Genomic DNA, 26,452 nt, shown 5'->3' with positions numbered 1-26,452 from the left:
GTTGAGCACGTCTCTGTGTACTCAATCGGTCGGATCATTGGAATTGGCCTGCCGTACCCTGGGCTGTCCAGGCAGAACCTGACAAGGCCTGTGGCCAGCTAGGCGCCGTCAGCACGCGGGCGCAGGGTCAGCGCCCGACGCCTTGTGCGCAGCTCCTGTCTCTCGGCGCTTTGTGAACAGGTGAATGGCGAGAGGACCGGGTGGAGCCCTCTCTTCCAGTCGATTCGAATACCTACACCCGCTCTGCTGTTTCGATTTGCTCCTGACGGACATGGCTGATCTTGAACCAGATCGAGTACATCGCCGGCAGGAACACCAGCGTCACGACGGTACCGACGAACGTACCGCCGATCAGTGTGTAAGCCAGGGTTCCCCAGAAGACGGAATGCGTCAGCGGAATGAACGCCAGGATGGCCGCCAGCGCCGTGAGCAGCACCGGGCGGGCACGCTGTACGGTGGCCTCGATCACCGCATGCAACGGATCCAATCCTTGTTGTGCGTTGTGATGGATTTGCCCAATCAGGATCAGCGTATTGCGCATCAGAATGCCCGACAGGGCGATCAGCCCGACCAGGGCATTGATCCCGAACGGCTGCTGGAAGAGCAGCAGTGTCGGCACCACACCAATCAGCCCGAGTGGCGAGGTGAGGAACACCATGATCATCGCCGACACCGAACGTACCTGCAGGATGATGATCAGCAGCGTGATGGCCAGCATGATCGGCAGTAACGGCACTATCGCCTGGGCAGCCTTGCCCGACTCCTCGATAGCCCCCGACTGCTCGATTCGATAGCCATCCGGCAACGTGGCGATGAGCGACTGCAACGCCTTGGTGATCGCGCTTGAAACGTCCGGAGGCTGTAACCCGTCGGCAATGTCGCCACGTACCGTAATGGTCGGGGTGCGGTCACGACGCCGAAGGACGGGATCCTCCATGCGCACGTCCACAGCCCCGACCTGAGACAGCGGAATCCGCTGGCCCGCCGAGCCCACCAGGGTAAAGCCCTGTATTTTTGCGGGGTCGAGCCGGATATCACCCGCCGCGCGTCCGATCACTTGCACCGAACGAATATCTTCGCGAACGGCGGTGATCGGCACCCCTGCCAGGAGGAACTGCAACTGCCGTGCGACCGCACTGGAGGTCAGTCCCACTGCCTGCAGGCGGTCCTGATCCAGGGTGAAATGCAACGCGGGCGTGAGTGGCCCCCAGTCAGTGTTGACGGTGCGCAGCATGGGGCTCGCGCGCATCACCTCCTGCACCTGGCCGGCGATCTTGCGCAGTGTCGAGGGATCGGGCCCCATCACCCGGTAGGCGACAGGAAACGGTGAATACGGACCAAACACCAACTGCGTAACCCTGACCCGCGCTTCTGCAGCAAGCCCCTGCGCAACCGCCTCGCGCAGACGGAACTTGAGGGCTTCCCGTGCCTCCTGACTCTGGGTCAACACCACAATCTTGGCGAAGGACGGATCCGGCAGTTCCGGCGCCATGGCCAGATAGAAACGCGGCGCACCTTGCCCGACATAGGCCGTGACAATATTTGCTTCGTCCTGCTTTTGCAGCCAGGCCTCGACCTTGGCGGTGGTGCGGCTGGTCTGCTCGATGGAGGTTCCATAAGGCATTTGCACCTCGACCAATACTTCGGGACGGTCCGAGGTGGGGAAGAACTGCTTCTTGACCAGGCTCATGCCGACCATCGCCAGGACAAACGCCGCGATAACAGTTCCGGCCACCTGCCATTTGTGAGCGATGACGCGCGTCAAGAGCCGGCGGAAGCGGTTGTAGTTGGGCGTGTTGTAAATGGCCGCATGCCCCCCTTCGACCTTGTTGATGTTCGGCAACAGCTTCACCCCCAGGTAAGGGGTAAAGGCCACCGCAACCACCCATGAGGCAATCAGGGCGATGCCCACAATCCAGAACATGTTGCTGGTGTACTCGCCGGCGGTCGACTGTGCAAAACCGTTGGGCAAAAAGCCGATGGCGGTCACCAGGGTGCCGGAAAGCATCGGCGCAGCCGTGTGACTCCAGGCATACGCGGACGCCTTGAGGCGGTCGTAGCCCTCCTCCATTTTCACCACCATCATCTCGATCGCAATAATGGCGTCGTCCACCAGCAGTCCCAGGGCCAAAATCAGCGAGCCGAGGGTTATACGGTCAAAGTTCTTGCCGGTGGCCGCCATCACCACAAACACCACGGCCAGGGTCAGCGGCACCGCCGCCGCCACGACAATACCGACATGCCAGCCCATGCTGAGAAAGCACACCAGCATCACCACCAGCAAGGCGACGAAGAACTTGATCATGAATTCGTCGACGGCCGAACTGATATTCACCGACTGATCCGTGACCTTGCCGAGCGTCATGCCCAACGGCATGCCCTGATTGATCCTGGTCGTCTCCGCGTCCAGTGCCTTGCCCAGATCAAGTCCGTTCCAGCCCTCACGCATCACGACGCCCAACAACAGCGCTTCCTCACCGTTATGACGCACAAGGAAGGTCGCCGGATCTTCATAACCACGCTCGACCGTCGCCACGTCCGAGAGCTTCAGTATCCGGCCCTGAATCGCCAGCGGCGTGTCGCGAATCTTCTGCAGCGAGTCGAAGGCACCGTCAACACGCAGGAAGACCTCCGGCCCCTTGGTTTCAATGGAGCCCGCCGGGGTGAGCAAGTTCTGGTCGTTCAGCGCGGCAAAAATATCCTGAGGGGATACACCCAGCGTGGCCAACCGATCATGGGAGAAGGAGACAAAGATGCGTTCGCTCTGCTCGCCAATGATGTTGACCTTTTTCACGCCCGGCACATGCAACAGGCGCTGACGCAGCAATTCCGCATCACGCACCAGCAGTCGCTGCGGCTCGCCTTTGGCCTTCAGGGCAAACAGCGCGAAGGTCACATCGGCAAACTCGTCATTGACCATCGGGCCAATCACACCGGCCGGAAGCTTGATCGCTTCATCGTCGAGTTTTTTGCGCGCCTGATAGAACTGCTCCTGGACCTGGGCAGGCGGTGTGCGGTCGAGCAGTGTCACCACGGTGAAGGCCAGGCCCGGACGGGTGTAGGTTTCCGTGCGGTCGTACCATTTCAGTTCTTGCAGGCGTTTTTCCAGCGGCTCGGCGACCTGGTCCTGCATCTCCTGCGCCGTGGCACCCGGCCACGCCGTGATGACCGTCAGCTGCTTGACCGTAAACGGCGGGTCTTCCGCGCGCCCCAGCTGAAAAAACGCCAGAATCCCTGCAACCCCGATCAAGAAGATCAAAAACACCGTGATCGAACGTTCGCGGACGGCGAGCGCCGAAAGGTTGAAGCGCCCCTGGCTCATGGATGGCTCCCGGCAACGTCAGCGTCGCCCTGTTGTGCCAACCTCACCGCCTCCCCCTCATGCAGCAGATGCACACCCAGCGCAACCACTTGCTCACCGGCCTTGAGATCACCGGCAATGCGCGCGGCATCATCGCTCACGCGCAAAATACGCACGGGTTTCCACGTCACCTTCGCGGGCGTGCCGGCAATAATCCAGACGCCAGCCCCTGTGCCGGGGTCATAGACAGCGGCCAGCGGCACTTGCAGCACCGGCTCATTTGCACCGCCTTCGGCGATCCGCAGAGTAACGGTCGAACCTAACGGCGCAGTGGCCAGCGCACCCTCGAGCACGTAGCGCGCTTCAAAAGTACGCGTCATGCGATCGGCCGAATCGGAAAGCAAGCGCAGCCTGGCTGTCACGCCAGCCTGGGGCTTGCCATACAGCGTTGCCTGCGCGGTGGATCCTGGCCCCGGACGCAGCGTCTCGGGCAAGTGCACGATGGCTTCGCGCTGCCCGGCCCGGGCCAGTCGAATCACCGGCTGCCCCGGGCTGATGACTTGTCCGGGCTCGGCGAACGTCTCCACCACCACGCCGTCGGAATCGGCAAGCAACAGCGCATAACCAGACGCATTGCGAGCGACATTGGCCTGCGCTTGCGCCGCGCTGAGCTGTGCGCTTGCGCTATCGGCCGCGGCTTTGACCTGATCGTAGGCCGAGGCCGAAATGGCACCGGCGGCGACCAGATCGCGATATCGAGCCTCGTCATCGGCGGTCTGTTTGGCACGAGCCCGAGCCGCTATCACCGACTCTTGCTGCGCTCGCGCCTGCAACCCGAGATCGATCGGGTCCAGGCGCATGAGCGGCTGTCCCCGCTTGACCGTCTGGCCCGTATCCACCAGGCGCTCAAGTATCTTGCCCGAAACCCGAAAGCCGAGGTCGGCCTCAACGCGGGCCGCCACGACACCCGTGAAGGATCGTGCGGCCTCGGACGCCGCCTCAACCACGGCCGCCCTCACCAAAGGCGCATGGGTGCGCGGATCGTCGACTACGGCTGAGTCGCCACACGCCGTCAGCACCAACGGCAACAAACAACAAGCAATCGGGACAGGCAGAAACCGGCGCATAGATTCATTGACTCACCAATAGGACATGGCCGGCATTTTCAGCACAGTGACCATTAGTGTCAATGGTCACAATAAAACACAGCAAATACAAAGCACTCAAAGCTTGATTGACCTTTTTGTCGTGACCGTAATTTAATATGGTCACAAACCATCTTCATCGAAGGTCTTGCAATGCCTCCTGTTCGCCCTATCACCCTGTTAGTGACCGCCTGCTTGATGACCGGCTGCGCCGTTGGCCCCGACTATCAACGCCCGGCCCTACCGCTTGCCGATCGTTACCTGGGCCAGCCAGCAGTCGCACAGCAGCCGGCCGCGGCACCGTCGAGTCTGGTGAACTGGTGGGAGAGTTTTGCCGACCCCGTACTGAGCGACTTCGTCTCCAGGGCCCTTGAGCAGAACCTGGACCTGGCGCAAGCGGCGGCGCGAGTCACCCAGGCGCGGGCAGGATTGGGCGCCGCCACTGCTGCCTTACTGCCCTCGGGGAACATCGATGGCCAGGTGGCACGCGCCTACCAATCCGTCGAGACGCCACTGGGTCAGGTTTTGAACTCAACGCCTGGCTATGACCGGTATGGAAATGCCTACGAGGTCAACCTCAATGCTGGCTGGGAGGTGGATGTCTTTGGCGGCCTGAGGCGCGGGCGCGAAGCCGCACTCGCCGAATATCAGGCTTCCGCGGCGGACGCGAACGCCACCCGACTGGCGATTGCCGCGCAGACCGCCGATATCTACATCACCCTCCGTGGATTGCAGGCCCGGCTGGACATTGCCAACCGCCAAGTCAACACCCAGCAAGGACTGCTGGAGAAGGTCCGCTTGCTCGACGGCAAGGGCCTCGCGGCCCGCTATCAGGTTCAACAGACTGAGGGCGCGTTGGCGCAGGTCAAGGCGACAGTGCCAGTGCTGCAGACGGGCCTGGACGCCGCGATGAATGCACTGGACGTCATGCTCGGCACACCGCCAGGCACGCACCGCAGGCAACTGGCGGATACCGGGAGCATTCCTCTTGTGCCACCGATCAGGGCCTCGGGAACGCCGGCCGATCTGCTGCGCCGCCGGCCGGACCTGATCGTGGCCGAACGGCGCCTGGCCGCTTCGAATGCGCGCATCGGCGTGGCGATTGCCGAGTACTACCCGAAATTCTCGCTTAGCGCGTTGCTTGGTAGCGCGACCGCGGTCTCTGGCGGCAACCTGTTCACTGGCGGTGCCCAGCAGTCGGCGGGGGTACTGGGGTTACGCTGGAGGCTTTTTGACTTTAGCCGCATAAACGCTCAAATCGATCAGGCCAAAGGACAGGAAGCCGAGGCGCTGGCCGCTTATCGTCAGTCGGTTCTACGCGCCACTGAGGATGTTGAGAATGCCCTCTCCAACCTGGTTAACCGGAACACTCAGGCCGCCACGCTGGCGGGCGGCGAGGCTTCGCTGACACAAGCGCGCCAATCATCGTTCATCGCCTACGAAAAAGGCACGGCCAGCCTGATTGATGTCCTGCACGCCGACGAAACCATGCTGCAGGCCTCCGATGCCCGGGCGCAGGCGCGGACCGAAGCGGCGCGGGCCGCGGTCGCGACATTCAAGGCGCTCGGTGGCGGCTGGCAACCGCCTGAAAACCTGCCGGTTACGTCACGATGAAGCTCGTCGCCCTTGCCCTGCCCCAGGCTTCAACCTACGCCGCCCAGGCAATCGCGCAGCCCTGTGAACATCGACAGATGCCCCTCCACGCTGACCGACGAAACCTGTGGTCACGCCGACCTTTTCCATGCAGCACAGCCAGACCAGTGGCTCAAGAACAGAAGCGAGGATTAATACGATGACAGCGCAAGAAAACACCTGGGTGCTCGTCACTGGCGCCTCCAGTGGGTTCGGCAAAGAGTTTGCCCGGCAGTACGCAGCAAAAGGCCGTTCACTGATTATGGTGGCACGCAGGCTGAACGAACTTGAAGCGCTTGCCGAGGAACTGCGTAACCGTTTCGCCGTTGACGTGATGGTGAAACAGGCAGATCTCTCATCCATCAATGTGATTGTCGATCTGCACCGCGATCTGCACGATCGCCATATTGTCGTCGACGTGTTGATCAACAACGCCGGGTACGGCTTGCAGGGGGCGTTCCTCGACGAACCGCTGGAAAGCTCTCTGGCCATGATCAATCTGGATGTTGCCAGCCTGACCGCCATGACGCGGCTCTTTGCCGAAGACATGCGCGCCAGGCGCAAAGGCCACATCCTGATGGTGGCCAGCCTGCTGTCCTACCAGGGTGTCAAACACTTTGCCGTTTACTCTGCGGCCAAAGCGTTCGTGCTCAGGTTCTCTGATGCGCTGCATCGTGAACTCAAGCCCGATGGTGTGGTGGTGACAGCTCTTTGTCCGGGCATGTCGGACACCGGGTTTGCGGCCAGCGCCCGGCAAAAAATCACGCCCGCGTTAAAAGGAGTGATGATGCAGCCGCAACCTGTCGTCCAGGCAGGCATCGACGCACTGCACGCCGGACGCATGAGCGTCGTGCCAGGCTTGGCCAACAAGCTCATCTGTGCCCTGACGTGGGCCACGCCGCGGCGCTTTCATCAGCGCCTCATGGCGCAGGTCATGGGGGTTTGACGTACAAAAAGGGGCGCGCGGCCTGACGCAAATCACCGGAGTACTTTGATCAGTGACGCGTCAAGGCATGAGGCTGCGCAGGATGAGGTTGGAGGTCAGCGTGGGCGCCACCTCGATAAAATCCAGATTGTGCTGCAGCAGCAGAGGGTTGACGAAAGGTCGCAGCGCCAGCTGGATCGCCTCGACGGTTTCGTCCAGTGGGGTTTTGCGCTCGAACTCTCCAGCTTCCCGCCCCTGGCGCACGATGTCAGAGATAAAACGCTTGATCTGTGCTTCATAGACCTGGGAGCTGTTCCAGCGCTCCGACGCGGAAAACGCCGCAATGTCGTAGAGCTTGCGATCATTGAAGAACAGGTCGACGCCCGTCGCCATCAAGGTTTTCACCAGTCTGCGCAAACGCTCGGTGGCTGAAATCGAATCGGCATTGATAGCCTGTTCGACTGTCGCAATGATCTGTGCCAAACAGTTTGAACAGATCGCTTCGCCGATCGCCTGCTTGGAATCAAAGAACTTATAGATGTACGCCTTGGAAAAACCGATGGCCTTCGCCAGATCGGAAACCGTGGTTTTACCGTAGCCATACTGACTGAAATGCTCATTGGCAGCGGCGACAATCTGGTCTCGAATGTCGTGCTCCGCTGGGCCACGAGTGCTCGGCGAGGAGGTGGATATGGAGGGCTGATTCATCGCAGCAGCTTACTCATCCGCTCTTCGGCTGACAACTCGTGACGCCATGGAAACAAGGCCACAAAAGCGCTGCCTCAGGTTCTTTAGAGGTGACCTCGCCAGTCACCCCAACGCGGAACAAGCTCGGCCCATACCTGCAAGACATCCCCACTACAAGGTGTAGGCAATGCCGACCTGCAGCGTTCGCGGAGCCCCAGGATAGGCGTAAACGTTGCCGAACGCGCCCTCTTCATAATCACGGTCAAACAGGTTTTTCAGATCCAGGTTGAGCCGCACCTTGTCATTGACCTTGTAGAAACCGAGCAGGTCGACAACGGTGTAGCTGCCCATCGAAAACCCGGTATTGGCGGTTTGCCCGGCGCGCTCGTCGACGTACTTGAGTCCGCCCCCCAGGCCCAGGCCCTTGAGCATGCCGTCCTGGAACTCGTACATATTCAGCAGGCTGAAGCTGTTTTTCGGGATGTTCAGCAGCCGCGTGCCAGAGCGCAGCACGTTGTCCTTGGTGACTTCGGCATCGACATAGGCGTAGCCGCCGATCACCCGCCACTCGGGCGTCAGGTTGCCGGCAACGTTGACATCCAAACCACGGCTTCGCACTTCACCGGCGGCCACGCTGAAGGTCGAGTCAACGGGGTCGGCGGTCAAGACGTTGCGCTTTTCGATCTGATAGATCGCCGCGTCGACACTCAACTGCTGGTCCAGTGCTTCCCACTTGATACCCATTTCATAAGACTTGCCCTTCTCCGGCGCAAACCCGCCGCCGAGGCGGCTGGCGCCGGTGTTGGGCTTGAACGAGCGCGCGGTGTCGGCGTAGAGCGCCAAGGTCTCGGTCAAGTCGTAGCTCACGCCAATGCGCGGTGTGACCGCGTTGTCACTGGCCTGCCAACTCTTGCCGCCGGGTACATAGGTTTCGTAGTCATGTTCGAAGCGTTCGAAACGCGCCCCTGCCAGCACTTTCAGTTTGTCGGTCAGGGCCACTTGATCCTGCACGAACGCGGCATAGGTCTTGAGGTTTTCCTTGTCATGAGTCGGCGTGCGGGTCAGGGCCGGACGCGGCTGGCCGTACACTGGATCGAAGAGGTCGATGGGGTACGCACCGACAGCGCCACTGGAGCGTTGAATGATCGACTGGTAGTCGTAGTCTTCATACTCGATGCCGGTGAGCAAAGTGTGCTGCAAACCGGCGGTATCGAAATGGCCGGTCAGATTGAGCTGGGCATCCCGGTCGGTCCATTCCAGCTTGCGATAGTTGAAATTGCGCCCCAAGGTGCGGCCGTCAGCGGCAATACCGTTAGCCTCGACCGCGTTGCCCTTGAGCGAACCATCGAGCCACTGCACACCACCCCCAAGGGTCCAGTCGTCGCTGAGCAGGTGTTCGAAGCGCAGTTGCGCCATGTTGTTGTCGTTGTGCAGTTTGCCAACGTCTTTTTCACCGAAAAAACTGTCGCGAGAAGCGCTGCCAATCTGCTTCGCGTAACGGGTAACGCCTCGATCCAGAGGCGCGTTGTTACGCATGAAATCGCCTTCGAAAATCAGCCGGGTCGCGTCGCTGACCTGCCAGCTGAGCACCGGCGTGACACCGTAGCGCTCGGTGTCGACATGATCGCGGAAGGTGTCGCCGCCCTCGCCCACGACGTTCAGTCGATAGGCCAGGCGCCCGTCTTCGTCCAGCGGCCCGGAAGCGTCCAGCGTGCCGCGCTTCATGCCCTGGTCGTTCAATTGACTGCCCAGGGTGACCGTGCGCTCGGGCAACGGCTGCTTGGAAACCACGTTGAAAGTACCGCCAGGATCACCCCGGCCATAAAGCATGGTTGCCGGGCCGCGCAGCACTTCAAGGCGTTCGATGGTGTTGGCATCCGGCATGTTCGGATAGCCGCGGTTGATGGGAAAACCGTTGCGGTAAAACTCGCCGGTGGTGAAGCCACGGACGGTAAACGTGGTCAGCCCCTGCCCACCAAAATTGTTCGCCCGCCCCACGCCCCCGGCGTAGTCCAGCGCGTCCTGCAAACGCGTGGCTCCAAGATCCTCCACCGCATCCTTGGCGACCACACTGATCGACTGCGGGGTTTCATGGATCGAGGTGTCGGTCCGCGTGGCGCTGGCCGAGCGCGTTGCGCGATAACCCTGCACCGGACCATCCGCCCTTTCGTAAGTCGCGGTGCCGATGACATCGGCCGTGTCCAACTCAAGGGTTGAGGGCTTTACCTGCGCTTGTTCAGCCCATGAGGTGGACGACAACGCTTGCAGCACACAAATGGAAAGCAGGGTTCGGCGCATGGAGAGAAAAAACCTTTGCGAATAGGCCAATACAAGGGGTGAAACCGCCAGAAAACTGCGGCGCATGCTATACAAAACCATTCGCAATTAATACAAATTCCCATTAGCACCCAAAGCCGCTATTGCTCCGCCTTAGCCATCGCCGAAGCGCGTCACGCGAAATCCCCACCTGCATCCATTGACAAGGCCAAGGCAAAAATTCAACATGCCAGCACTTGTTGGACAACATACAACCAACAACCAACAAGTACCGCTCTGCAACCGCCAAGGCGTGCGAAGAGCTGTCGAGGAGATGAAATCCATGCCTCACCCCAAATCCGCCACAGCGTGGCCGCCCTCCTGTGCCGCCCCGAGAGAAAGGATCCAAGCCCCGAGCTTCGTGCTACCGCCAGGTGCATGCGACACCCATGCGCATGTGATCTGCGCTGATTTTGAGCGTTATCCCCTGGTACCCGACCGCAGTTACACCCCGCCTCCCGCACCTGAGGCGCTGTATCTGGACATGTTGCGGGCCACGGGGATGCAGCGCGGGGTTCTGGTGCAGCCGAGCGTCTATGGCACCGATAACCGCTACATGCTCGAGGTGTTGCAACGTCACCGCGATCGACTGAGGGGGGTCGCGGTAGTCGACGAACGAATCAGCGATGACGAACTGGCGCACATGCACGCCTTGGGTGTGCGCGGCGTTCGCATCAACGTGCTGTTTCGCGGCGGCGTGAATCTGGACTTGATGGAGCGCCTTGCCCATCGGGTTGCCGACCTTGGCTGGCATCTGCAGTTCTTGATTGATGTCCGGCTGTTAAGCGAGCTGCAGGCACGGATAGCCAGGCTGCCCTGCCCCGTGGTGATCGATCACTTCGGACACTTCCCGGCCCGCCTGGGCGTCAAGGAGCCAGGGTTCGAGTTGCTGCTGAGAAACGTGGCGGAACACGGTTGGTGGGTCAAATTGTCGGGCGCTTATCGCCTGAGTGAGCGGCATCCGGACTATGCCGATACGGATGCGCTGGCCCATGCCTTGCTGGGCGCCGCCCCCGAACGAATGGTTTGGGGCAGCGACTGGCCCCACGTAGCGCTCGAAAGCACGCCCGACACCGGTTCATTACTGGATCGCTTGCGCTCATGGGCGCCCGATCAGCGCCAGCGACAGAGCATCCTGGTCGATAACCCCGCCGTTCTGTACGACTTCAAATAACAAAAACAATAACCCAGCGGCGCCAAGGTGCTGCACGGAGAACAATAATGAGCTGGTTTAGCGAACTTAATACCGTTGAAAAACGCACCTTCTATTCCGCATTGGGTGGCTGGGCGCTAGACGCCCTGGACTTCATGGTGTTCACCTTCGTCATCGCCTCCTTGATGACCCTCTGGCACATCGACAAGGGATCCGTGGGATTGCTGAGCACCGTGACCTTGCTGTTTTCGTCCATTGGCGGATGGGGAGCGGGGATCCTGGCTGACCGCTACGGCCGGGTGCGGCTGCTGCAGATCAGCATTCTGTGGTTCTCGATCTGCACCGTACTGATCGGCTTCGCGCAAAACTTCGAGCAGCTGTTTGTGCTTCGCGCGTTGCAGGGCCTGGGGTTCGGCGGCGAGTGGGCGGTGGGCTCGGTGCTGATCGGCGAAATGGTCCGAGCGGAACATCGCGGCAAGGCCGTGGGCATCGTGCAGAGCGGATGGGCCATTGGCTGGGGCGCGGCCGCGCTGCTCTACACAGTGGCCTTCAGCTACCTTCCCGAAGACCTTGCCTGGCGCTCGCTGTTCTGGATCGGCATCGCACCTGCACTGCTGGTGCTCTACATTCGCAAATACGTGCCAGAACCCGAGGTGTTCCTGCAGAGCAAGAAGCACCAGAGCGAAACTGGCAACAGGGTGGCCTTCTGGCACATCTTCTCCCCTTCGCTGCTGCGCACCACCCTGTTGTCCGCGCTGCTGTGCATGGGGGTACAAGGTGGCTACTACGCGATCACCACCTGGTTGCCGGCCTACCTGAAGCTGGAGAAGGGCCTGTCAGTGTTCGGCACCGGCAGTTACCTGCTGGTGGTCATCCTGGGGTCATTCTTCGGCTATGTCTGCGGTGCCTACCTGTCTGACCGGCTGGGGCGCCGCGCCAACTTCATCCTCTTCGCCGTCCTGTCGGCCATCAGCGTGATCTGCTACATGCAACTGAACCTGACCAATACCCAGATGCTGATTCTCGGCTTCCCCCTGGGGTTCGCCGCATCCGGTATCTACAGCGGCATGGGGGCCTTTCTGACGGAACTCTATCCTTCGGCAGTGAGGGCCAACGGCCAGGCGTTCTCCTATAACTTCGGGCGCGCGGTGGGCGCACTGTTCCCGGGACTCGTCGGTTTCATCAGTGCCCAATACAGCCTGGGCACCGCGATTGCGATGTTCGCCGGAGGTGCCTACTGCCTGGTCCTGGTGGTGACCTGCTTCCTTCCGGAAACCAGGGGCAAGCAATTGCACTGAACCAGACATCATTTGTTAGAGTAACGCCCGCGTATCGTTCGTTACGCGGGCGTTCTACGTTTCAAGCTTTTGAAACCGACATTCGATGACTGAGAAAAATGACTATAAAAGCAATTGGCCGACGTGATCACTTCTCGGTCGAGATCTTTCGTTATCTGGAAAGTGAAATACGTGAAGGTCGACTCCGTCCCGGTGATCGCATCCCCACCGAAAGCCGCTTGGCCGAAGCCTTCGCCGTCAGCCGAAATGTCGTGCGTGAAGCCGTGGCGCGGCTCAGTTCCGCCGGCCTCGTCATCAGTCGCCAAGGGCTCGGGGTGTTTGTTGCCACCGAAGCCAACCAGAGCAGCTTCCGCATCACTCAAGAGGAACTGACCGACAGCACCAAGCTGCGCCAGCTCTACGAACTGCGCCTGGACCTCGAAGTCGCCGCCGCCGCCATGGCCGCCCGCCGTCGCTCACTCAATCAGTTGAACAAGATCGCGGCGGCGCTGGACACCCTGCGCGACGGCCTGCAAAACCCTGAGGACATGCTGGAGCACAGCCTGCAGTTCAAACGCGCCATTGCCGATGCCACAGGCAATGACTACTTTCGCAACTTCATCATCTTTCTCTGCAGCCACGTCTACGAAGCGGCCTTGCTGGAGAACCGCCTGGTACGTTCGAGCGACCTCGGCGAAACCCTGCTGGCCGAACACCAGGCGATCTTTGACGCGATCAAGCTCGGCGACCCCGACCTCGCCAGGCGCGCCACCTGGCAACAGATCATCAACTCCGCCGAGCGCAATGGATTGCGGGGATTGCAAGGCTGGGAAATCACTCGCATGAGTTCGCTGGGCGAAACCTATGCCCCGCAATGCGCCGGCCCGGATCCCGAGCCGCGCAAACTGCAACGCAGCTTGCCGGACGGGGCATGCGACTGCCACTTCCACGTCTTTGGTGACGAGCATGGGCAACCGTTCTCCCCTCACCGCTCCTACACCCCGCCCCCCGCTCCCCTGGAGGCCTTTGAGCACGTCCAGAAAACCCTGGGGCTGAGTCGCGCAGTCATCGTCCAACCCAGTGTCTATGGGGCGGACAACAGCACCACCCTGGCGGCGCTGAAGCAAGGGGGCAGCGCATTGCGCGGGGTTGTGGTGATCGATACCGACACCGATAGCCAAACCCTGCAGGCGATGCATCGCCTCGGGGTCCGCGGCGTGCGGGTCAACCTGATCTTCAAGAGTGGCGTCGAGGTGTCGGATGTTGCGGCCCTGGCGGAAAAAGTCGCACCCCTTGGCTGGCACCTTCAGTTGCTGATCGATATCACCGAATTCGCCGACTTGTACGAAACCGTGGCCAGCCTGCCGGTGCCAGTCGTCATCGACCACATGGGGCACATGCCCACCAGTTGCGGGCTGAACCACCCGGGATTCACCGACCTGCTGCGCCTGCTGCAAGAAGGCCGAGTGTGGGTCAAGCTGTCCGGCGCCTATCGCTTTACCGCGTCGAAGGACTTTCCTTACGACGACGTAACGCCCTACGCCCGGGCGTTGATCGAGGCCAATCCGAACCGGCTGCTGTGGGCAAGCGATTGGCCACATCCGTGCATACCGGTGCCGATGCCCAACGACGCCAGCCTGCTGGAGATGCTGTTCGACTGGGTTGATAACGACGACGCGCTGATCAAGCAGATCCTGGTGGACAACCCGGCACAGCTCTACGGTTTCTGAAGACGGCCAGGGCCGGGAACTTTGTCAACAGGTGCGGTGAGGACAGCAGTGCCACAAGGTAGGCGCCCGCCGCGTAGAAAGCGATAAAGCCCTTGCCCAGCAACCCGGCATAGCCGACCACTATGTTCAGTCCCAGGGCCAGCATGATGTAGAGCAACGCGAAATCCAGGCTCTGGACCCAGGTGTTGCCGCCCGCGTGGCCGATCACCCAGGACGCCAGGATCACCGCCGGGGCGATGCTGATGGCCGACTGGACCTACGAGCAGTTCGGCCCGACGCTACGCTGGGACAACATCAAGTGGATCAAGGATCACTGGGGCGGAACACTGATTCTGAAAGGCATTCTCGATGTTGAGGACGCACACCTGGCCGTTGCCAGTGGCGCCGATGCACTGATCGTCAGCAACCACGGTGGGCGCCAGCTCGATGGCGCCCCTTCCAGCATCAACATGCTGCCGGCCATCGCTCAAGCCGTCGACGGTCAGATTGACGTCTGGCTCGACAGTGGCATTCGTAGCGGCCAGGACGTGATCAAGTCACTGGCTCTGGGGGCTTAAGGCGTCATGCTCGGGCGCGCCCATCTTTATGGACTGGGAGCAATGGGCGAAGCAGGAGTGGCGAAAGCGTTGGAAATCATTGCGACAGAAATGGACCTGACTATCGCGCTTTGCGGATGCACCGATGTACAGCAAATTGATCACAACATCTTGTTACCAGGGAGTTACTCGGCTGCGAAGTCGCCTCGGGGGACAAGCAAAGGATAATCGGCCATTTATCAACACCTTATTCTGGAGTTTGCACACCGGTGCGTCATGAAGAAACCTGCCAGACGAATGTGGTGATCGGCAAGATACCCGTCGACGTTAATGTCGTTGACGTGATCTCGGGATACCCCAGGAGTTCAGAACCATATGATTCTTAGCCTATGTTGCGCTCCGTCATGGTTCGGCCAATGAGACTGATATCAAAATGACGTAAATCTATGCAGATACGCCTTCAGCGTTGCGCACCAGACCTGTTCTCTGACCAAGCAAAAGGACGCGCTATGACCGATGCTCTCAGCACACTGGCCTCCGATTTCCGGCTTCATGAACTTTTTGGTGACGACCAACTCGCTACCGCCACCCAGATCTGGATTCTAGAGATCGAACGCGCTGGATCCGCCGAACTGCGATTCCTCTACGGCCGATCACTGCCAGGTACCTACCAGTCTCACAAATGGAGCGGCACCTACAGCAGTAAGACGTCCGTGTATGATGGCTGCTCCGCCAAGACCTATGCCTTGGCGCTGCACACATCAACGCACCAACTCAAGATATTCCTAAAGCACTTCCTTGCCGGCACAACACTACATGCTGCCAGCCAGTTGGCCGATCTCCAGCTCGATGACAAGCTGAACAGCAAGGTGGGCGCTACCCTCTTTGGGGGCAACCCTGTAGCCCGCCCAGTCATGCACCTACCGACGCGAGACTTCTTTCAATTTCGCACCAGTCGCCTCAGCCCGACCAGCTATGCCAGCGTGGACAGCGCGGCCATTTCATCCGACATCAAGTCAGAGACCTTCAACATAGCAGGGGGTTTGGATCGAAAGATCGCAGAAGCCGCATGCCAGAGCCTGGACGCAGATACCGGGCTAGACTTCGCGGCACTGGATGCATGGCGGATAGGGGATTTTGAGTTCATCTGCATCCCCGGCCAAAATCGCGCGGAAAAGAGTAAGTACGACATCACGTTGAAGGGGGATGACGCCTCTCTCAAGCTGTCTGAGCCAATGACCCATGACGCGTCCGACCTCCTAGTCGTAGTGAACGCTTATAGTGCCGACAGCGTAGTGGCCACCTATACAGCTCGGCTGGACAAGCACGAAAAGTACCCACTGAAACATGGCTTTAGGCTTGAAGCCTTCGAGAAACAGATCTGTACGTCATTCACTCTGGAAATCTACGCGCTCAATGACCTCGGCGATTCCTTCCTAGTGCTACAGACCGGTAACTATTTCGTCCGCAGCATGAACCTGAATATGCAGATGGTCGAACCTATCCGCTCGAACGAAAAGCTGAGCTGGCTGGAGAAACACGTCCCGCCGAAAGATCAAGCGAAACTTCAAGCCACCGCGCGAGTAGGCCGTGCGTTACGAGATTCGCGCTCACAGCTGGGAGGCCATACAGCTGATCCTTGGGTAGCTCTCAACAGCGTCACCGAAACAATCATGAAGCAGCTCTGCCCCAAGACTTCTGATGGACGCTTCTTCCTTACACTTACCGACAGTGGTGGCACCAGCCGGATACAACTGACGGAATGGCTCCGTAAGATCTTCGAGAACCACCATGACGCTCAGATTGCCTGGTTCGATCCATTCATGGAGGATGCAGGCGTCGACCTGCTTCATCGAATGGGCACTGCGGCAGGCGACTATCTCATCATCACGACCGAGAAAGAGTCGAAGGACGGTGGTAAAGCAGGAGCTGATCAGCCGAACCGCATTCAGAATCTTCTCAACCAGTGCACTAGCTGGGGTAATGGCTATTTCGGCAACGTTCGCCTCAAAGTGCTGGTCGTTCCTGAAAGCAAGATCCACGACCGAATGATCCTGATTCGATCAGCCAGCGGTCGCCCGCTGGCCGGCTATCAGCTTTCCAACTCGATACAACGCGCCAATGATAACTACCCACTGCTGGCAACACCTATCCCTCTGGATGTGATGCCGCACGTCTTCGAGTACTGCGACCGGATCATTCAAAGCACGCTACATGGTGAGGGCAAGAAGGTACCTACCGCCAAGCTGATTTTCGACTCAACCTCATTTATTGAATCCGAGAAAGAAGACGAGGAACCGAAGGGTTTGAACCATCGTTCCTGTTTCACTGACGCCCCTCGCGCGGGCGATGTACTGGCTTGGTGGCTTGATGACCTGGAGTTCACAGGGTTGTCTGGTGCGGAGTTGATGAATCAGTTGGAGGCCAAGGGCCAGGTCAAGGACGGGAAGCTCAATCCAGAAATGTTTGAGAATATCCCTACCAAGTTCTGGACCGAAGGTCTGCCTCTCGAAGATTTCCATTCGGCCTGGGATGCTCTTGGCTATGTACTGGCACACTGCCAAGCGGGCCAACTGTACACAGAGGAGCGCAAGCCTTTTCCGCAGTCCCTGCAGAGCGCCTTGCTAGAACACCTCAATCCTGCACGCCAAAGTGCTTTACAGCCAAGAGCTCGGAAGGCGCTGCTGGACCTTGAGCACTATCGCTCGCAAGACCTCACCAAGCTACTGCTTTCCACTGATGATCCCGGCAAAGCTTTTCGCTACTCGCCACCCGATACTTCATGGAGTGACTACTATGCCCTCAAGCTACTCTGGTCACATGCACCACAGGCGCTTGTCAGCTGGTTGAACGAAGTGTGCACGCAACGCGTCAAAGGCTTGCGTCCTAACGTTTTGGTCATTGAAGCCTTCAAATACATCTGCCTATCGCTCGGCTTCGACAGGCACCCAGTACAAATAAAATCCCTCCTACACAGTGAGACAAGCATCGTCACCTGGGTGGGTTTGCATGCTTTCAAGGATGCAATCAACAAAGGCGCATGGGGCGTAGATACACTTGACCTTATCGATCACGTTACACCTGCCGGCGCTCACCGAACCATTCTTTGCTGGCTGATCAACGAAGCGAACTATGAGGGGGCGGACGTCAAGCACCAGCTGATTTCAAAGCTGACGCAGTCACTTCCAGGACCACTGTCTGATCAAGAACTTCAGGACATCCTGCAGCCTGTGCGCGGGCGTCTTGGAAGGTTGCATCACTTCACGCCTTGGATTCTCGAGTCATTGCTTCTTCCCATGCTCGAACAGAAGACAGTAGACACTGCTCAGATCTCCAGAGAATGGTTCAATGAATTGGCAAGCCAATGGCGCGGCTCACTGAAAGACAATAACAGCCTGCATTTCAAGCTGGAGGCAGATGGTGCTTTCACTGACGAACTTGCCACATTGACCCGCTATTTGGCGCCAGAAGATCAGAAAACGATCGTCGCTGAGCTGTGGAAGATATTCAATGCGCTAGCTCGGACGATTCGTCAACCTTTCAGCGCCCAGGTGAGCTGGCAATCGCACATTCTAGCGCATGAAGTGAACCTCTGGCTCTATGCATTGGCTCGACGTATCAACGCACTGGTTGATGTTGATGCAAGCCCATCACTGACTGAACTTTTGCTTGAGAGCGAAGAGATTATTAATCGGCTTCCCGATTCATACCAGGACTATGCCACCAGCACCGAACTGCTCACCTACATCAAGGGTGATCCTGACCAACTCAAATCTCACGGCCTAGGCCATACCATTCAAAAGGCTATTACTAGCGGCCAGTAAGAAGTAGCTACACGGTAGGTGCCACGCTCTACAGGGCACCTACCGTGCAGCAACAGCCCTTTGCACTCATTGCTCAAACAGTCAGCAGGGCGTCCGAAGCGATCAGCGTTTCTGCCCCTCGGTCGGCTTCAAGCCCCCCCGCGATGAACACCATCACCACTGCCGTCGACGTGTGCCCGGTTAAAGCTGCCAGCCAGGCTCTGAGCACCATCCGTTGTCAGAAGGCCACTGCCGCTAAACCAGAAACATGTCCCCTAGCTGCCGATACAGCTCCATGGGCAAGCGAACCCCTTCTTTTTGCGCCCGGACCCAGGCTTGCTGCTTGGCCTGCCCGGGTGGGTGGACGCCCAGACGTTGCAGACGCCGCAGCTGCTGTCCCAGTCGGTTCTCGAACTGTTCATCGAGCAGGTGCGGGGCGATGGCGATCACCAGCAGCCCTGCTCCGGGCGACTGCCCGCCGCTGCGAAAGTCGGGCGCATCCAGCGACCAGTTGGCCCCGGCAACACCGCCGGCCAGCACTTCTACCAGCAAGGCAATGTTGGCCCCGCGGCTGCCACCGAACGCCAGCAAGGCACCGTGCATGGCCTCGCGGGCACTCAGAGTGGCAGCGCCCTGGGCATCCACTGCCCAGCCTTGGGGGATCGCCTCCCCGGCCTCGGCTGCCTTGAGGATGTTGACGAAGGCCGTGGCGCTACTGGCCTGGTCGATCAATAGCGAAGGCCCGTCACCGCAAGGGGCGGCGAACGCCAGCGGGTTGGTCGAATACATCGGCTGGCGCTGGCCGGCCACGGTCAACAACGGCGGGCCATTGCAGAAGGCCAGTGCCACCAGGCCTTCGGCAGCCAGACGCCGGGTGTAGTAGCCCAGCTCGCCACAGGTAAAGCCGTTGTGCTGGGCAAACAGGCTGATCCCCAGCTGCCTGGTGTTGTCGCACAAGGCGCCGAAGGCCCGCTCGAACCCCAACTGCGCGATGCCCTGGCGCGCATCACAACGGATCATCGCCGGCGCCACCTGAGTGATCAGCGGCTGTACCTGGCCCGCTATGCGCCCGCTGGCAAACCCGTTCAGGTAATCGCCCAAATGCTCGAAACCCACACTGGCCAAGCCATGGCCCTGGGCCGATACCGTGGCTTCGGCCAGGGCCTGGGCCACTTCCTGACTGCTGCCGGCGTCGAGGCAGCAGCGCTGGGCAAACGCCCTGGCCTCGGCCAACGACAGGCACTTGAACGCTGCACCTTCTGACATGGGTTGCTCCCTGAGGCTGTTGCACAACCGCCCGGGCGCTCACAGGCCCCGGATCACCGGTCACTCCACCAGGCGTGGCGCACCGACGTTGGCGGCTTGTTTATCCAGGCCGAAGGCGCCGAGTATCTCGGCTATTTCACCCGATGCGTGCAAGGCCTGGATGTTGTCGTTCAGCGCCACGCCCAGCGCGGTATTGGCCTTGGTATGCGGGAAGCTAGACTGCCCCGGTTGCAAGGTGGCCCTCACCCGTGGGTCGGGTTCCGAGACCTTGATGTGCTGACCCGGGTAAGCGCCCTTCTGCTGCGAAGCCACGCCGACTGCAAAACTGTCGACGCCCAGCGCAATCCGCTTGGAGGCCAGGTCCTGGGCCATGGCCACCGGGTTGGGGTACAGCACCAGGTTGTCGCCAAAGACCTTTTTCAAATCGTCGACCCACAGGTAACCCTGCACCGTGCCGATGCGCTTGCCCTCCAGCTCGGCAATGCTCGAATAACCCTCGCTGGAGATAATCCCCATCATGTCCAGGTACAACGGCGCGGACAGGCCCAGGGCCTTGCTGCGCTCGGCGGTACGGTACCAGTCGCCGATGCCGACGTCGGCCCGCCGGGCGATCACCGACTGGATCACCGCCGCCGGGTCCACCACTGTCAGCTTGATCTCCAGGCACTCCCTGGCGGCGATGCGCTTGATGATTTCGCCATCGACCCCGCTCAACTGGTTGCCCGGCCCGGGTATCGAATAGGGCGGAAAGACCCAGGCCGCGACCGCCAGCACCCCGGGGGTCAGGGTTTCAAACGAGTGGGCCGGCTTGCAGTCCGCCTGGGCCAGGGCCGCGCCGCCCACCAGGGAGGAACAAAGGAATGCCCAACGGGTAATGCGTTTGAATGAATGGATCATGGCTTCACCTGTGCATGGGTTGCGTTGAGAGAACAGCAGCCGAAAGACGGCCCGAACGGGTCACGCGTGCTGGCTGGGCGCCAGTCTTTTCTCCAGTGCCGCCACGCCCAGGGTCGCGGGGGCGCAAACCGCGGCGTACATCAGGCCGGCCAGGGTCAGCACCGGCAGGTACTCGAAGGTCGACGAACCGATGGCCGAGGCGCGGCTGACGATCTCCGGCAGCGCGATGGTGAAACACAGCGACGAAGCCTGGAACATCATGATCGAGAACCCCAGCAACGACGGCAGGGCCACCCGCAGCGCCTGGGGCAGAATGATAAAACGCAGCGCATCGAAGCGGTTCAGGCCGATCACCTCGGCCGCCTCGTTCTGCCCCTGGGCCACAGCCTCGATACCGCCGCGGATGATCTCGCTGGTGTAGGCCGCGGTGCAGTAAGCCAACGCCACGGCCGCCGCCCAGAACGAACTCAGGGTCAGACCGGCCGAGGGCAGGCCGAAATAGACGTACTGCAGCAGGATCAACGCGGGGGCGCCGCGCCCCAGTTCGACGATCAGCAGCGAGGGATAGCGCACCACCCGACGGGATGCCGAAACCCCCAGCGCCAGCAGCAACCCCAGGACCACCCCCAGCACCAGGCTGACGGCGGTGACCTGCATCGACAGCACAAAGCCCTTCCACAGTTCGGGAAACCAGACCAGCCACATCTTCAGGATCTCGCTCATCGGGCCACCCTCTGCTTCAGGCTGGCCGCCAGCCAGCGCGAGAACAACGCCACCGGCACGCTGAGAATCAGGTAGACCAGCGCCGCCACGCTGTACACCCCCAGCCCTTGAAAGGTTTGCTGGGACAGCTGATAGGCCTGGAAGCTGACGTCACCGACGCCGATGGTCGACGCCACGGCCGAGTCCTTGAGCAGGCCGATGGCATAGGTGGCCGAGGTGGGAATGGCGATGCGCACCAGTTGCGGCAGCAGCACATCGAAAAAGCGCTGGGACGGCGAAAGATTGAGCACCTGCGCCGCCTCGAACTGCCCCTGGGGAATCGCCGCGAAGGCACCGCGATAGACCTCCGCCATGTGCGCCGCGGTGATCAGCCCCAGGCCCAGCACCGCGGCGGCGAATGGCGACAAGGCGATGTAGCCGCCACCGATGCCGAAGAAGATGAAGAACAGCCAGACGATCGGCGGAATCGAACGCAGGGTCAGCACCAGCATCGCCGCCAGCCAGCGACACAGCTTCAGGTTCGACAGACGCAGGGCGCAGAGCGGAAAGCCCAGCACCACGCCCATGCAGAATGCGCCCAGGGTCACGCTCAGGGTCCAGGGCACGCCGCGCAACAGGACCAGCAGGATATCCAGCATCAGCGATTCCTCACGGCCTGGAGAAACTGCGCCACCCGCGCGTGCCGTGGCTCGCGCATCACCTGGGCACTGGGCCCCTGCTCGATGATCCGCCCTTCGGCCATGACCACCACGCGGTCGGAAACGGTTTCGGCAAAGTGCATCTCGTGGGTCACCACCAGCATCGACATGCCCTCGCGCGCCAGCTCCTTCATCACCGCCAGCACTTCCAGGCCCAGCTCGGGGTCGAGGGCCGAGGTCGGCTCGTCGAACAGCATCAGCTCCGGATCCAGCGCCAGGGCCCGGGCGATGGCGATGCGCTGCTGCTGGCCGCCGGAGCAACGGGCCGGGTAGGCGTTGGCCTTGTCCGCCAGGCCAACCCGGTCGAGCAACTGCAATGAGCGGGCATCCGCTTGCTCGGCACTGCGACCCAGGGTGCGGATCTGCGCCAGGCTGACGTTGCGCAGCACCGTGAGGTGCGGAAACAGGTTGAACGACTGGAACACCATGCCGATGCGCCGGCGCAACTTGAGCAATTCGCTCCTGGGCAGCGGGCGCCCGGCCTCGATATGCACCCCGTCCATGCTGACCCGGCCGCGGGTCGCTGGCTCCAGCTGGTTGATGCAACGCAGCAAGGTGCTCTTACCCGAGCCACTGGGGCCGATAATCGCCACCACCTCGCCTTGGGCCATTTCGAAACACACGTCGTGCAACACCGGGTAAGGACCGAACTGCTTGTGAATCGCCTCCAGGCGCAGAAAGGGTTCGGCGCCAGATGGCGGGCGCGGCGCCAGGGCGGCGGCGCTGTCGATCACGGTCATGCTGCTCATGGTTTTTCTCCGGACAGGGTAGATGCCATGCCTGCAAGAATCAGGCAACAACCGCTGTTATCGATCGTCGTCGACTAACGGGGTACGGGAAAGCTTGAGCGCTCCAGTGGTGCTGATCAGCACCTGCTCTTCGAGCTTCACGCCTTCATGGCCGCCCTGCTCGCCGATGTAACTCTCCACCGAGAGCACCATGTTTTCCTCGAAGTGACCGTCATAGCCCCACTCGGCAAAGTCCACCGCGTAGGCCACGCTGGGGTACTCGTCCACCAGGCCGACGCCGTGCAGCATCATCATGTAGCGGTTGTGCTCGAACTGTTTGGGCACCGGCCAGCAGCCCTCGGCAAACTCGCGAAACGACAGCCCCGGGCGCAGCAGGTCGAGGTTGAAGCTGATTTGCTGCGAGGCGATCTCAAGCAGGTCGCGCTGGGCCGCCGTGGGCGCCTTGCCGGGGCAGATGAAGCTGCGGGAGATGTCCGAGAGATAGCCCCCCGGCCCGACCATGTCGGTGTCGAAGCAGACCATCTCGCCGGCCTCGATGACCTTGTCCGAAGCGTCCTGGAACCAGGGGTTGGTGCGCGGGCCGGAGTTCAGCAACCGGCTCTCGGCCCACTCCCCGCCCTGGGCCACGTTGGTCGCGTGCATGATGCTCCACAGCTGGTTCTCGGTGATGCCCGGCACCAGGCTGGCGCGCATGCGGGCAATCGCCAGGTCGCACACATCCATCGACACCCGGTGGCTGGCGATCTCCTCTGGCGACTTGATCAGCCGCGCCTGCTCCATCAGCGGCTGGGCGTCGAACAGCTGGATGCCCTGGGCCTTGAGCTTTTCCGCGCCCCAGAGGTCGCAGCGGTCCACCGCCAAGCGTCGATTGCCGGCGCCATGGCGGGTCATCAGGTCGGTCACTTCCAGGGCCCAGCGCTGGGCTTTTTCCTCGACCCGCGGGCCGGCGAGGAAGTACAGCCAGGGGATCGCCGGACGAATTTCGTCGATGGTTTCGATGTGCTCGCTGTTGTGCCGGCTGCTGGTGAATTCGAACAGCACCACCGGGCCATCGGTGGCCACGAATACGTAGCGGCTGGGGGAATGCATCACCCACAGGCCGAGGTTGTTGGTATCGGTGGCGTAACGAATGTTGATCGGGTCGGCCAGCAGCACGCCGGCGTAATCCTGCGCCCGCAGTTGCTGGCGGATGCGCTCCAGGCGGTACTGGCGCAGCGCCGGCCGGTCAATCGCGGCGTAGGCCGCCAGCAGGCCGTGATCGACCGGGGCCAGGGCATGCCCGGTGACGCTGGCATCACTGCGATAACGCAGCGGGCTCGGGGGGACGGCAGTGAACAGCTCGGTGAAATCGGTATCCGTGTGCATGCAACAACCTCCGTGGGGAAGAGTTTGACGTTAATCAAAACCAATCGGACCAACATTCGGGGCAGTGACTTAAAGACCTGGGAAACGGATGACGGCTGTCTTTCTTATGGTTCAGGGCACGGCAACAGGCAGTGGCTAGAGGTCCTTGACCAGGCGCAGGGCGTCGTAGATCGCCGCGTGGGTATTGCGCGATGACACCGCATCGCCGATTCGGAACAATTGGAACCGCCCTTGAGGGTTGGTCACCAGGTTTTGCGGGTGACCGGCAATCAGGTCCCGGTACTCCACGGCGCCTTGATTGCTGGCCTGGGGCTGGAGCTCGAAATACAGCTCGTCCAGCGGCCGGGTGCCATGGTTGACCACGATCTGGTCCACCCGCCGGGTTTTCTCAAGATCGCTGTAATCGCTGCCGATGGTCGCCAGCAGCTCTTCGCCCTGGCGTTCCACGGCCTTGAGCCGGTAGGTAACGGTAAAGGTGGTGTCCAGCCGTTGCAGCGAGCGCATGTAGGGCACCAGGTTCATGCCCATCACCTCCGGCGCGAACGAGCGGTCGGGGGTCATGATCTCGGTCCGGGCGCCGCTGCGAGCAATGAACTCGGCGGCCTGCAAACCTGCGTGATCGCCGGCATCGTCGTACACCAGCACATTGCGTCCCGGTTTGACGTCGCCGGAAATGATGTCCCAGCTCGACACCAGCCACTGGTTGCCGTGCTGCAGGACTTCGGTGTGGGGCAACCCGCCGGTGGCGACGATCACCACGTCGGGGTGTTGATCGAGGACCATCGCCGCATCGGCCCAGGTGTTGAAGCGAAACCTGACGCCCTGGCGCTCGCACTGCGCCATGCGCCAATCGATGATGCTGATCATCTCCTTGCGCCGCTCGGACTGCGCGGTCAGGCGAATCTGCCCGCCGGGCTGGTCCGCCACTTCCAGCACCAGCACCTCATGCCCGCGCTCGCCGGCCACCCGCGCCGCCTCCAGGCCGCCGGGACCGGCGCCGATGATCAGCACCTTGCGCTTGCGCACAGCCTTGGGCACCTCATGCGGCATGCTGGTTTCACGGCCGGTGGCGGCGTTGTGAATGCAGTAGGCGGCACCGGCGTTGTAGATCCGGTCCAGGCAATAGTTGGCGCCGACACAGGGGCGGATTTGATCTTCGCGGCCTTCGATGATCTTGCGCACGATATGCGGGTCGGTCATGTGCGCGCGGGTCATGCCCACCATGTCCACCAGGCCCGAGGCAATCGCATGGCGGGCGGTGGCGACGTCGGGAATCTTCGCCGCATGGAAGGTCGGGAAGCCGGTCAGGGCGCGGATCTCCCCGGCGAAGTCCAGGTGCGGCGCGTTGCGCATGCCCTGGATCGGAATGATGTCGGTCAGCCCGGCATCGGTGGCGATATTGCCGCGAATCACGTTGAGGAAGTCGACCATGCCGCTGTCTTTAAGCAGCTGCGAGATCTGCAGCCCCTCCTCCTTCTCCAGGCCGCCGGCCCGGACCTCATCGCCGGTGTAGCGAATGCCGACGATGAACTCCGGGCCCACCCGCTGGCGGATGGCACTGAGCACCTCGAAGGTGAAACGCAGGCGGTTGTGCAGCGAACCGCCATAGGCGCCCTCCAGCTCGTTGGTCAGCGGCGACCAGAACTGGTCCATCAGGTGGCCGTAGGCTTGCAGCTCGATACCATCCAGGCCCGCGGCCTGCATGCGTTCGGCGGCGTCGGCGTAATCGCCGATGATGCGCTCGATGTCCCAGATTTCCAGCTTCTTGGGAAAGGCCCGGTGGGCCGGTTCCTGGTTGTGCGAAGGCGACACCACCGGCAGCCAGTCGCCCTTGTCCCAGCGGGTGCGGCGCCCCAGGTGGGTGAGCTGGATCATCACCGCCGCGCCATGTTCATGGCATTCGTCGGTGAGCTCCTTCATCCAGCCGACCACTTCGTCCTTGTACGCCAGGATGTTGTTGAACACCGGCGGGCTGTCACGGGAGATCGCCGCCGAGCCTGCGGTCATGGTCATGGCCACACCGGCCTTGGCGCGTTCGACGTGATAGGCCCGATACAATTTCTTCGGCATGCCCTCTTCGGGGTACGCCGGCTCGTGGGAGGTGGTGATAATGCGGTTGCGAAGTGTCAGGTGCTTGAGGCGATAGGGCTGAAGAAGCGGATCGTTATTCATATCGGTCTCGCATACTGGTCATCAGGCAAGGCAGACGATAGACCTCAATGTACACCAGTGTCAATGACATGGACACT

The 26,452-nt window shown here is 61.0% G+C and carries 17 protein-coding genes and 3 pseudogenes; 8 read left to right on the top strand and 12 right to left on the bottom strand.

The window, feature by feature from the left end; translation table 11 throughout:
* Positions 1-232: 232 nt before the first annotated feature.
* Positions 233-3,322 (bottom strand): efflux RND transporter permease subunit, encoded by a 3,090-nt coding sequence (locus GWQ44_RS18230; protein WP_275927951.1) that lies wholly within the window; start codon positions 3,320-3,322, stop codon positions 233-235.
* Complete coding sequence (locus tag GWQ44_RS18225; protein WP_199011397.1) at positions 3,319-4,428, bottom strand: efflux RND transporter periplasmic adaptor subunit; 1,110 nt, start codon at positions 4,426-4,428, stop codon at positions 3,319-3,321. Before GWQ44_RS18225 ends, GWQ44_RS18230 begins: the two co-directional genes overlap by 4 nt.
* 171 nt (positions 4,429-4,599) lie before the next feature.
* Between GWQ44_RS18225 and GWQ44_RS18220 the strand changes: the two genes are divergently transcribed.
* Together GWQ44_RS18220 and GWQ44_RS18215 are read left to right on the top strand one after the other, a co-directional pair.
* The gene (locus tag GWQ44_RS18220) at positions 4,600-6,060 is read left to right on the top strand and encodes an efflux transporter outer membrane subunit (protein WP_275927950.1); all 1,461 of its coding nucleotides are present in this window, start codon (positions 4,600-4,602) and stop codon (positions 6,058-6,060) included.
* 178 nt (positions 6,061-6,238) lie between these two features.
* Entirely contained in the window at positions 6,239-7,024 is a 786-nt protein-coding gene (locus GWQ44_RS18215) for an SDR family oxidoreductase (protein WP_275927949.1), read from the top strand.
* Positions 7,025-7,084: 60 nt separating this feature from the next.
* On the opposite strand, the gene GWQ44_RS18210 is transcribed toward GWQ44_RS18215, so the two are convergent.
* Together GWQ44_RS18210 and GWQ44_RS18205 are read right to left on the bottom strand one after the other, a co-directional pair.
* Positions 7,085-7,711, bottom strand: a complete 627-nt coding sequence (locus GWQ44_RS18210) for a TetR/AcrR family transcriptional regulator (RefSeq protein ID WP_103740222.1) — start codon at positions 7,709-7,711, stop codon at positions 7,085-7,087.
* Positions 7,712-7,861: 150 nt separating this feature from the next.
* The gene (locus GWQ44_RS18205; protein ID WP_042942219.1) at positions 7,862-9,988 is read right to left on the bottom strand and encodes a TonB-dependent siderophore receptor; all 2,127 of its coding nucleotides are present in this window, start codon (positions 9,986-9,988) and stop codon (positions 7,862-7,864) included.
* A gap of 301 nt (positions 9,989-10,289) precedes the next feature.
* Here GWQ44_RS18205 and GWQ44_RS18200 point away from each other — a divergent pair, with 301 nt between their 5' ends.
* The 3 genes from GWQ44_RS18200 to GWQ44_RS18190 all read left to right on the top strand — a co-directional run bounded on the left by GWQ44_RS18200 (position 10,290) and on the right by GWQ44_RS18190 (position 14,166).
* Complete coding sequence (locus tag GWQ44_RS18200; protein ID WP_275927948.1) at positions 10,290-11,180, top strand: amidohydrolase family protein; 891 nt, start codon at positions 10,290-10,292, stop codon at positions 11,178-11,180.
* A gap of 47 nt (positions 11,181-11,227) precedes the next feature.
* Positions 11,228-12,457 carry an MFS transporter gene (locus GWQ44_RS18195; RefSeq protein ID WP_047304692.1) on the top strand — a complete coding sequence of 410 codons (1,230 nt, stop codon included), beginning with the start codon at positions 11,228-11,230 and terminating at the stop codon, positions 12,455-12,457.
* 98 nt (positions 12,458-12,555) lie between these two features.
* The gene (locus GWQ44_RS18190) at positions 12,556-14,166 is read left to right on the top strand and encodes an amidohydrolase family protein (protein WP_275927947.1); all 1,611 of its coding nucleotides are present in this window, start codon (positions 12,556-12,558) and stop codon (positions 14,164-14,166) included.
* Between the two features lie 7 nt (positions 14,167-14,173).
* On the opposite strand, the pseudogene GWQ44_RS18185 reads toward GWQ44_RS18190, so the two are convergent.
* Positions 14,174-14,410, bottom strand: a pseudogene (locus tag GWQ44_RS18185) (ABC transporter ATP-binding protein); the annotation flags it as partial.
* Here GWQ44_RS18185 and GWQ44_RS18180 point away from each other — a divergent pair.
* From GWQ44_RS18180 to GWQ44_RS18170, 3 genes and pseudogenes are all read left to right on the top strand, one after another.
* Positions 14,397-14,930 (top strand): annotated as a pseudogene (locus tag GWQ44_RS18180) (alpha-hydroxy acid oxidase); the annotation flags it as partial. The pseudogenes GWQ44_RS18185 and GWQ44_RS18180 overlap by 14 nt on opposite strands.
* Positions 14,911-15,030, top strand: a pseudogene (locus GWQ44_RS18175) (IS5/IS1182 family transposase); the annotation flags it as partial. The pseudogenes GWQ44_RS18180 and GWQ44_RS18175, both read left to right, overlap by 20 nt.
* Positions 15,031-15,211: 181 nt before the next feature.
* Entirely contained in the window at positions 15,212-18,526 is a 3,315-nt protein-coding gene (locus GWQ44_RS18170; RefSeq protein WP_275927946.1) for a VPA1262 family protein, read from the top strand.
* Between the two features lie 234 nt (positions 18,527-18,760).
* Here GWQ44_RS18170 and GWQ44_RS18165 read toward each other — a convergent pair whose 3' ends face one another.
* The 7 genes from GWQ44_RS18165 to GWQ44_RS18135 form a co-directional block, all read right to left on the bottom strand.
* Complete coding sequence (locus GWQ44_RS18165) at positions 18,761-19,771, bottom strand: Ldh family oxidoreductase (RefSeq protein ID WP_275927945.1); 1,011 nt, start codon at positions 19,769-19,771, stop codon at positions 18,761-18,763.
* 60 nt (positions 19,772-19,831) lie between these two features.
* A complete protein-coding gene (locus GWQ44_RS18160) occupies positions 19,832-20,668 on the bottom strand; it encodes a transporter substrate-binding domain-containing protein (protein WP_275927944.1) in 837 nt (278 codons plus the stop codon).
* 60 nt (positions 20,669-20,728) lie between these two features.
* Positions 20,729-21,391 (bottom strand): amino acid ABC transporter permease, encoded by a 663-nt coding sequence (locus GWQ44_RS18155; protein ID WP_275927943.1) that lies wholly within the window; start codon positions 21,389-21,391, stop codon positions 20,729-20,731.
* On the bottom strand, positions 21,388-22,029 hold the full coding sequence (locus GWQ44_RS18150; protein ID WP_047304951.1) for an amino acid ABC transporter permease: 642 nt from the start codon (positions 22,027-22,029) through the stop codon (positions 21,388-21,390). Before GWQ44_RS18150 ends, GWQ44_RS18155 begins: the two co-directional genes overlap by 4 nt.
* Positions 22,029-22,838 carry an amino acid ABC transporter ATP-binding protein gene (locus tag GWQ44_RS18145; protein ID WP_047304952.1) on the bottom strand — a complete coding sequence of 270 codons (810 nt, stop codon included), beginning with the start codon at positions 22,836-22,838 and terminating at the stop codon, positions 22,029-22,031. Before GWQ44_RS18145 ends, GWQ44_RS18150 begins: the two co-directional genes overlap by 1 nt.
* 57 nt (positions 22,839-22,895) lie before the next feature.
* Positions 22,896-24,203 carry a Xaa-Pro peptidase family protein gene (locus tag GWQ44_RS18140; protein ID WP_275927942.1) on the bottom strand — a complete coding sequence of 436 codons (1,308 nt, stop codon included), beginning with the start codon at positions 24,201-24,203 and terminating at the stop codon, positions 22,896-22,898.
* Positions 24,204-24,338: 135 nt separating this feature from the next.
* Positions 24,339-26,375 carry an NADH:flavin oxidoreductase gene (locus GWQ44_RS18135; RefSeq protein ID WP_275927941.1) on the bottom strand — a complete coding sequence of 679 codons (2,037 nt, stop codon included), beginning with the start codon at positions 26,373-26,375 and terminating at the stop codon, positions 24,339-24,341.
* Positions 26,376-26,452: the final 77 nt, after the last annotated feature.

It is taken from the genome of Pseudomonas sp. 3MA1 (assembly GCF_029237275.1).
Lineage (GTDB): Bacteria > Pseudomonadota > Gammaproteobacteria > Pseudomonadales > Pseudomonadaceae > Aquipseudomonas > Aquipseudomonas fluorescens_AP.
This window is presented reverse-complemented; position numbering and strand designations above follow the sequence as displayed.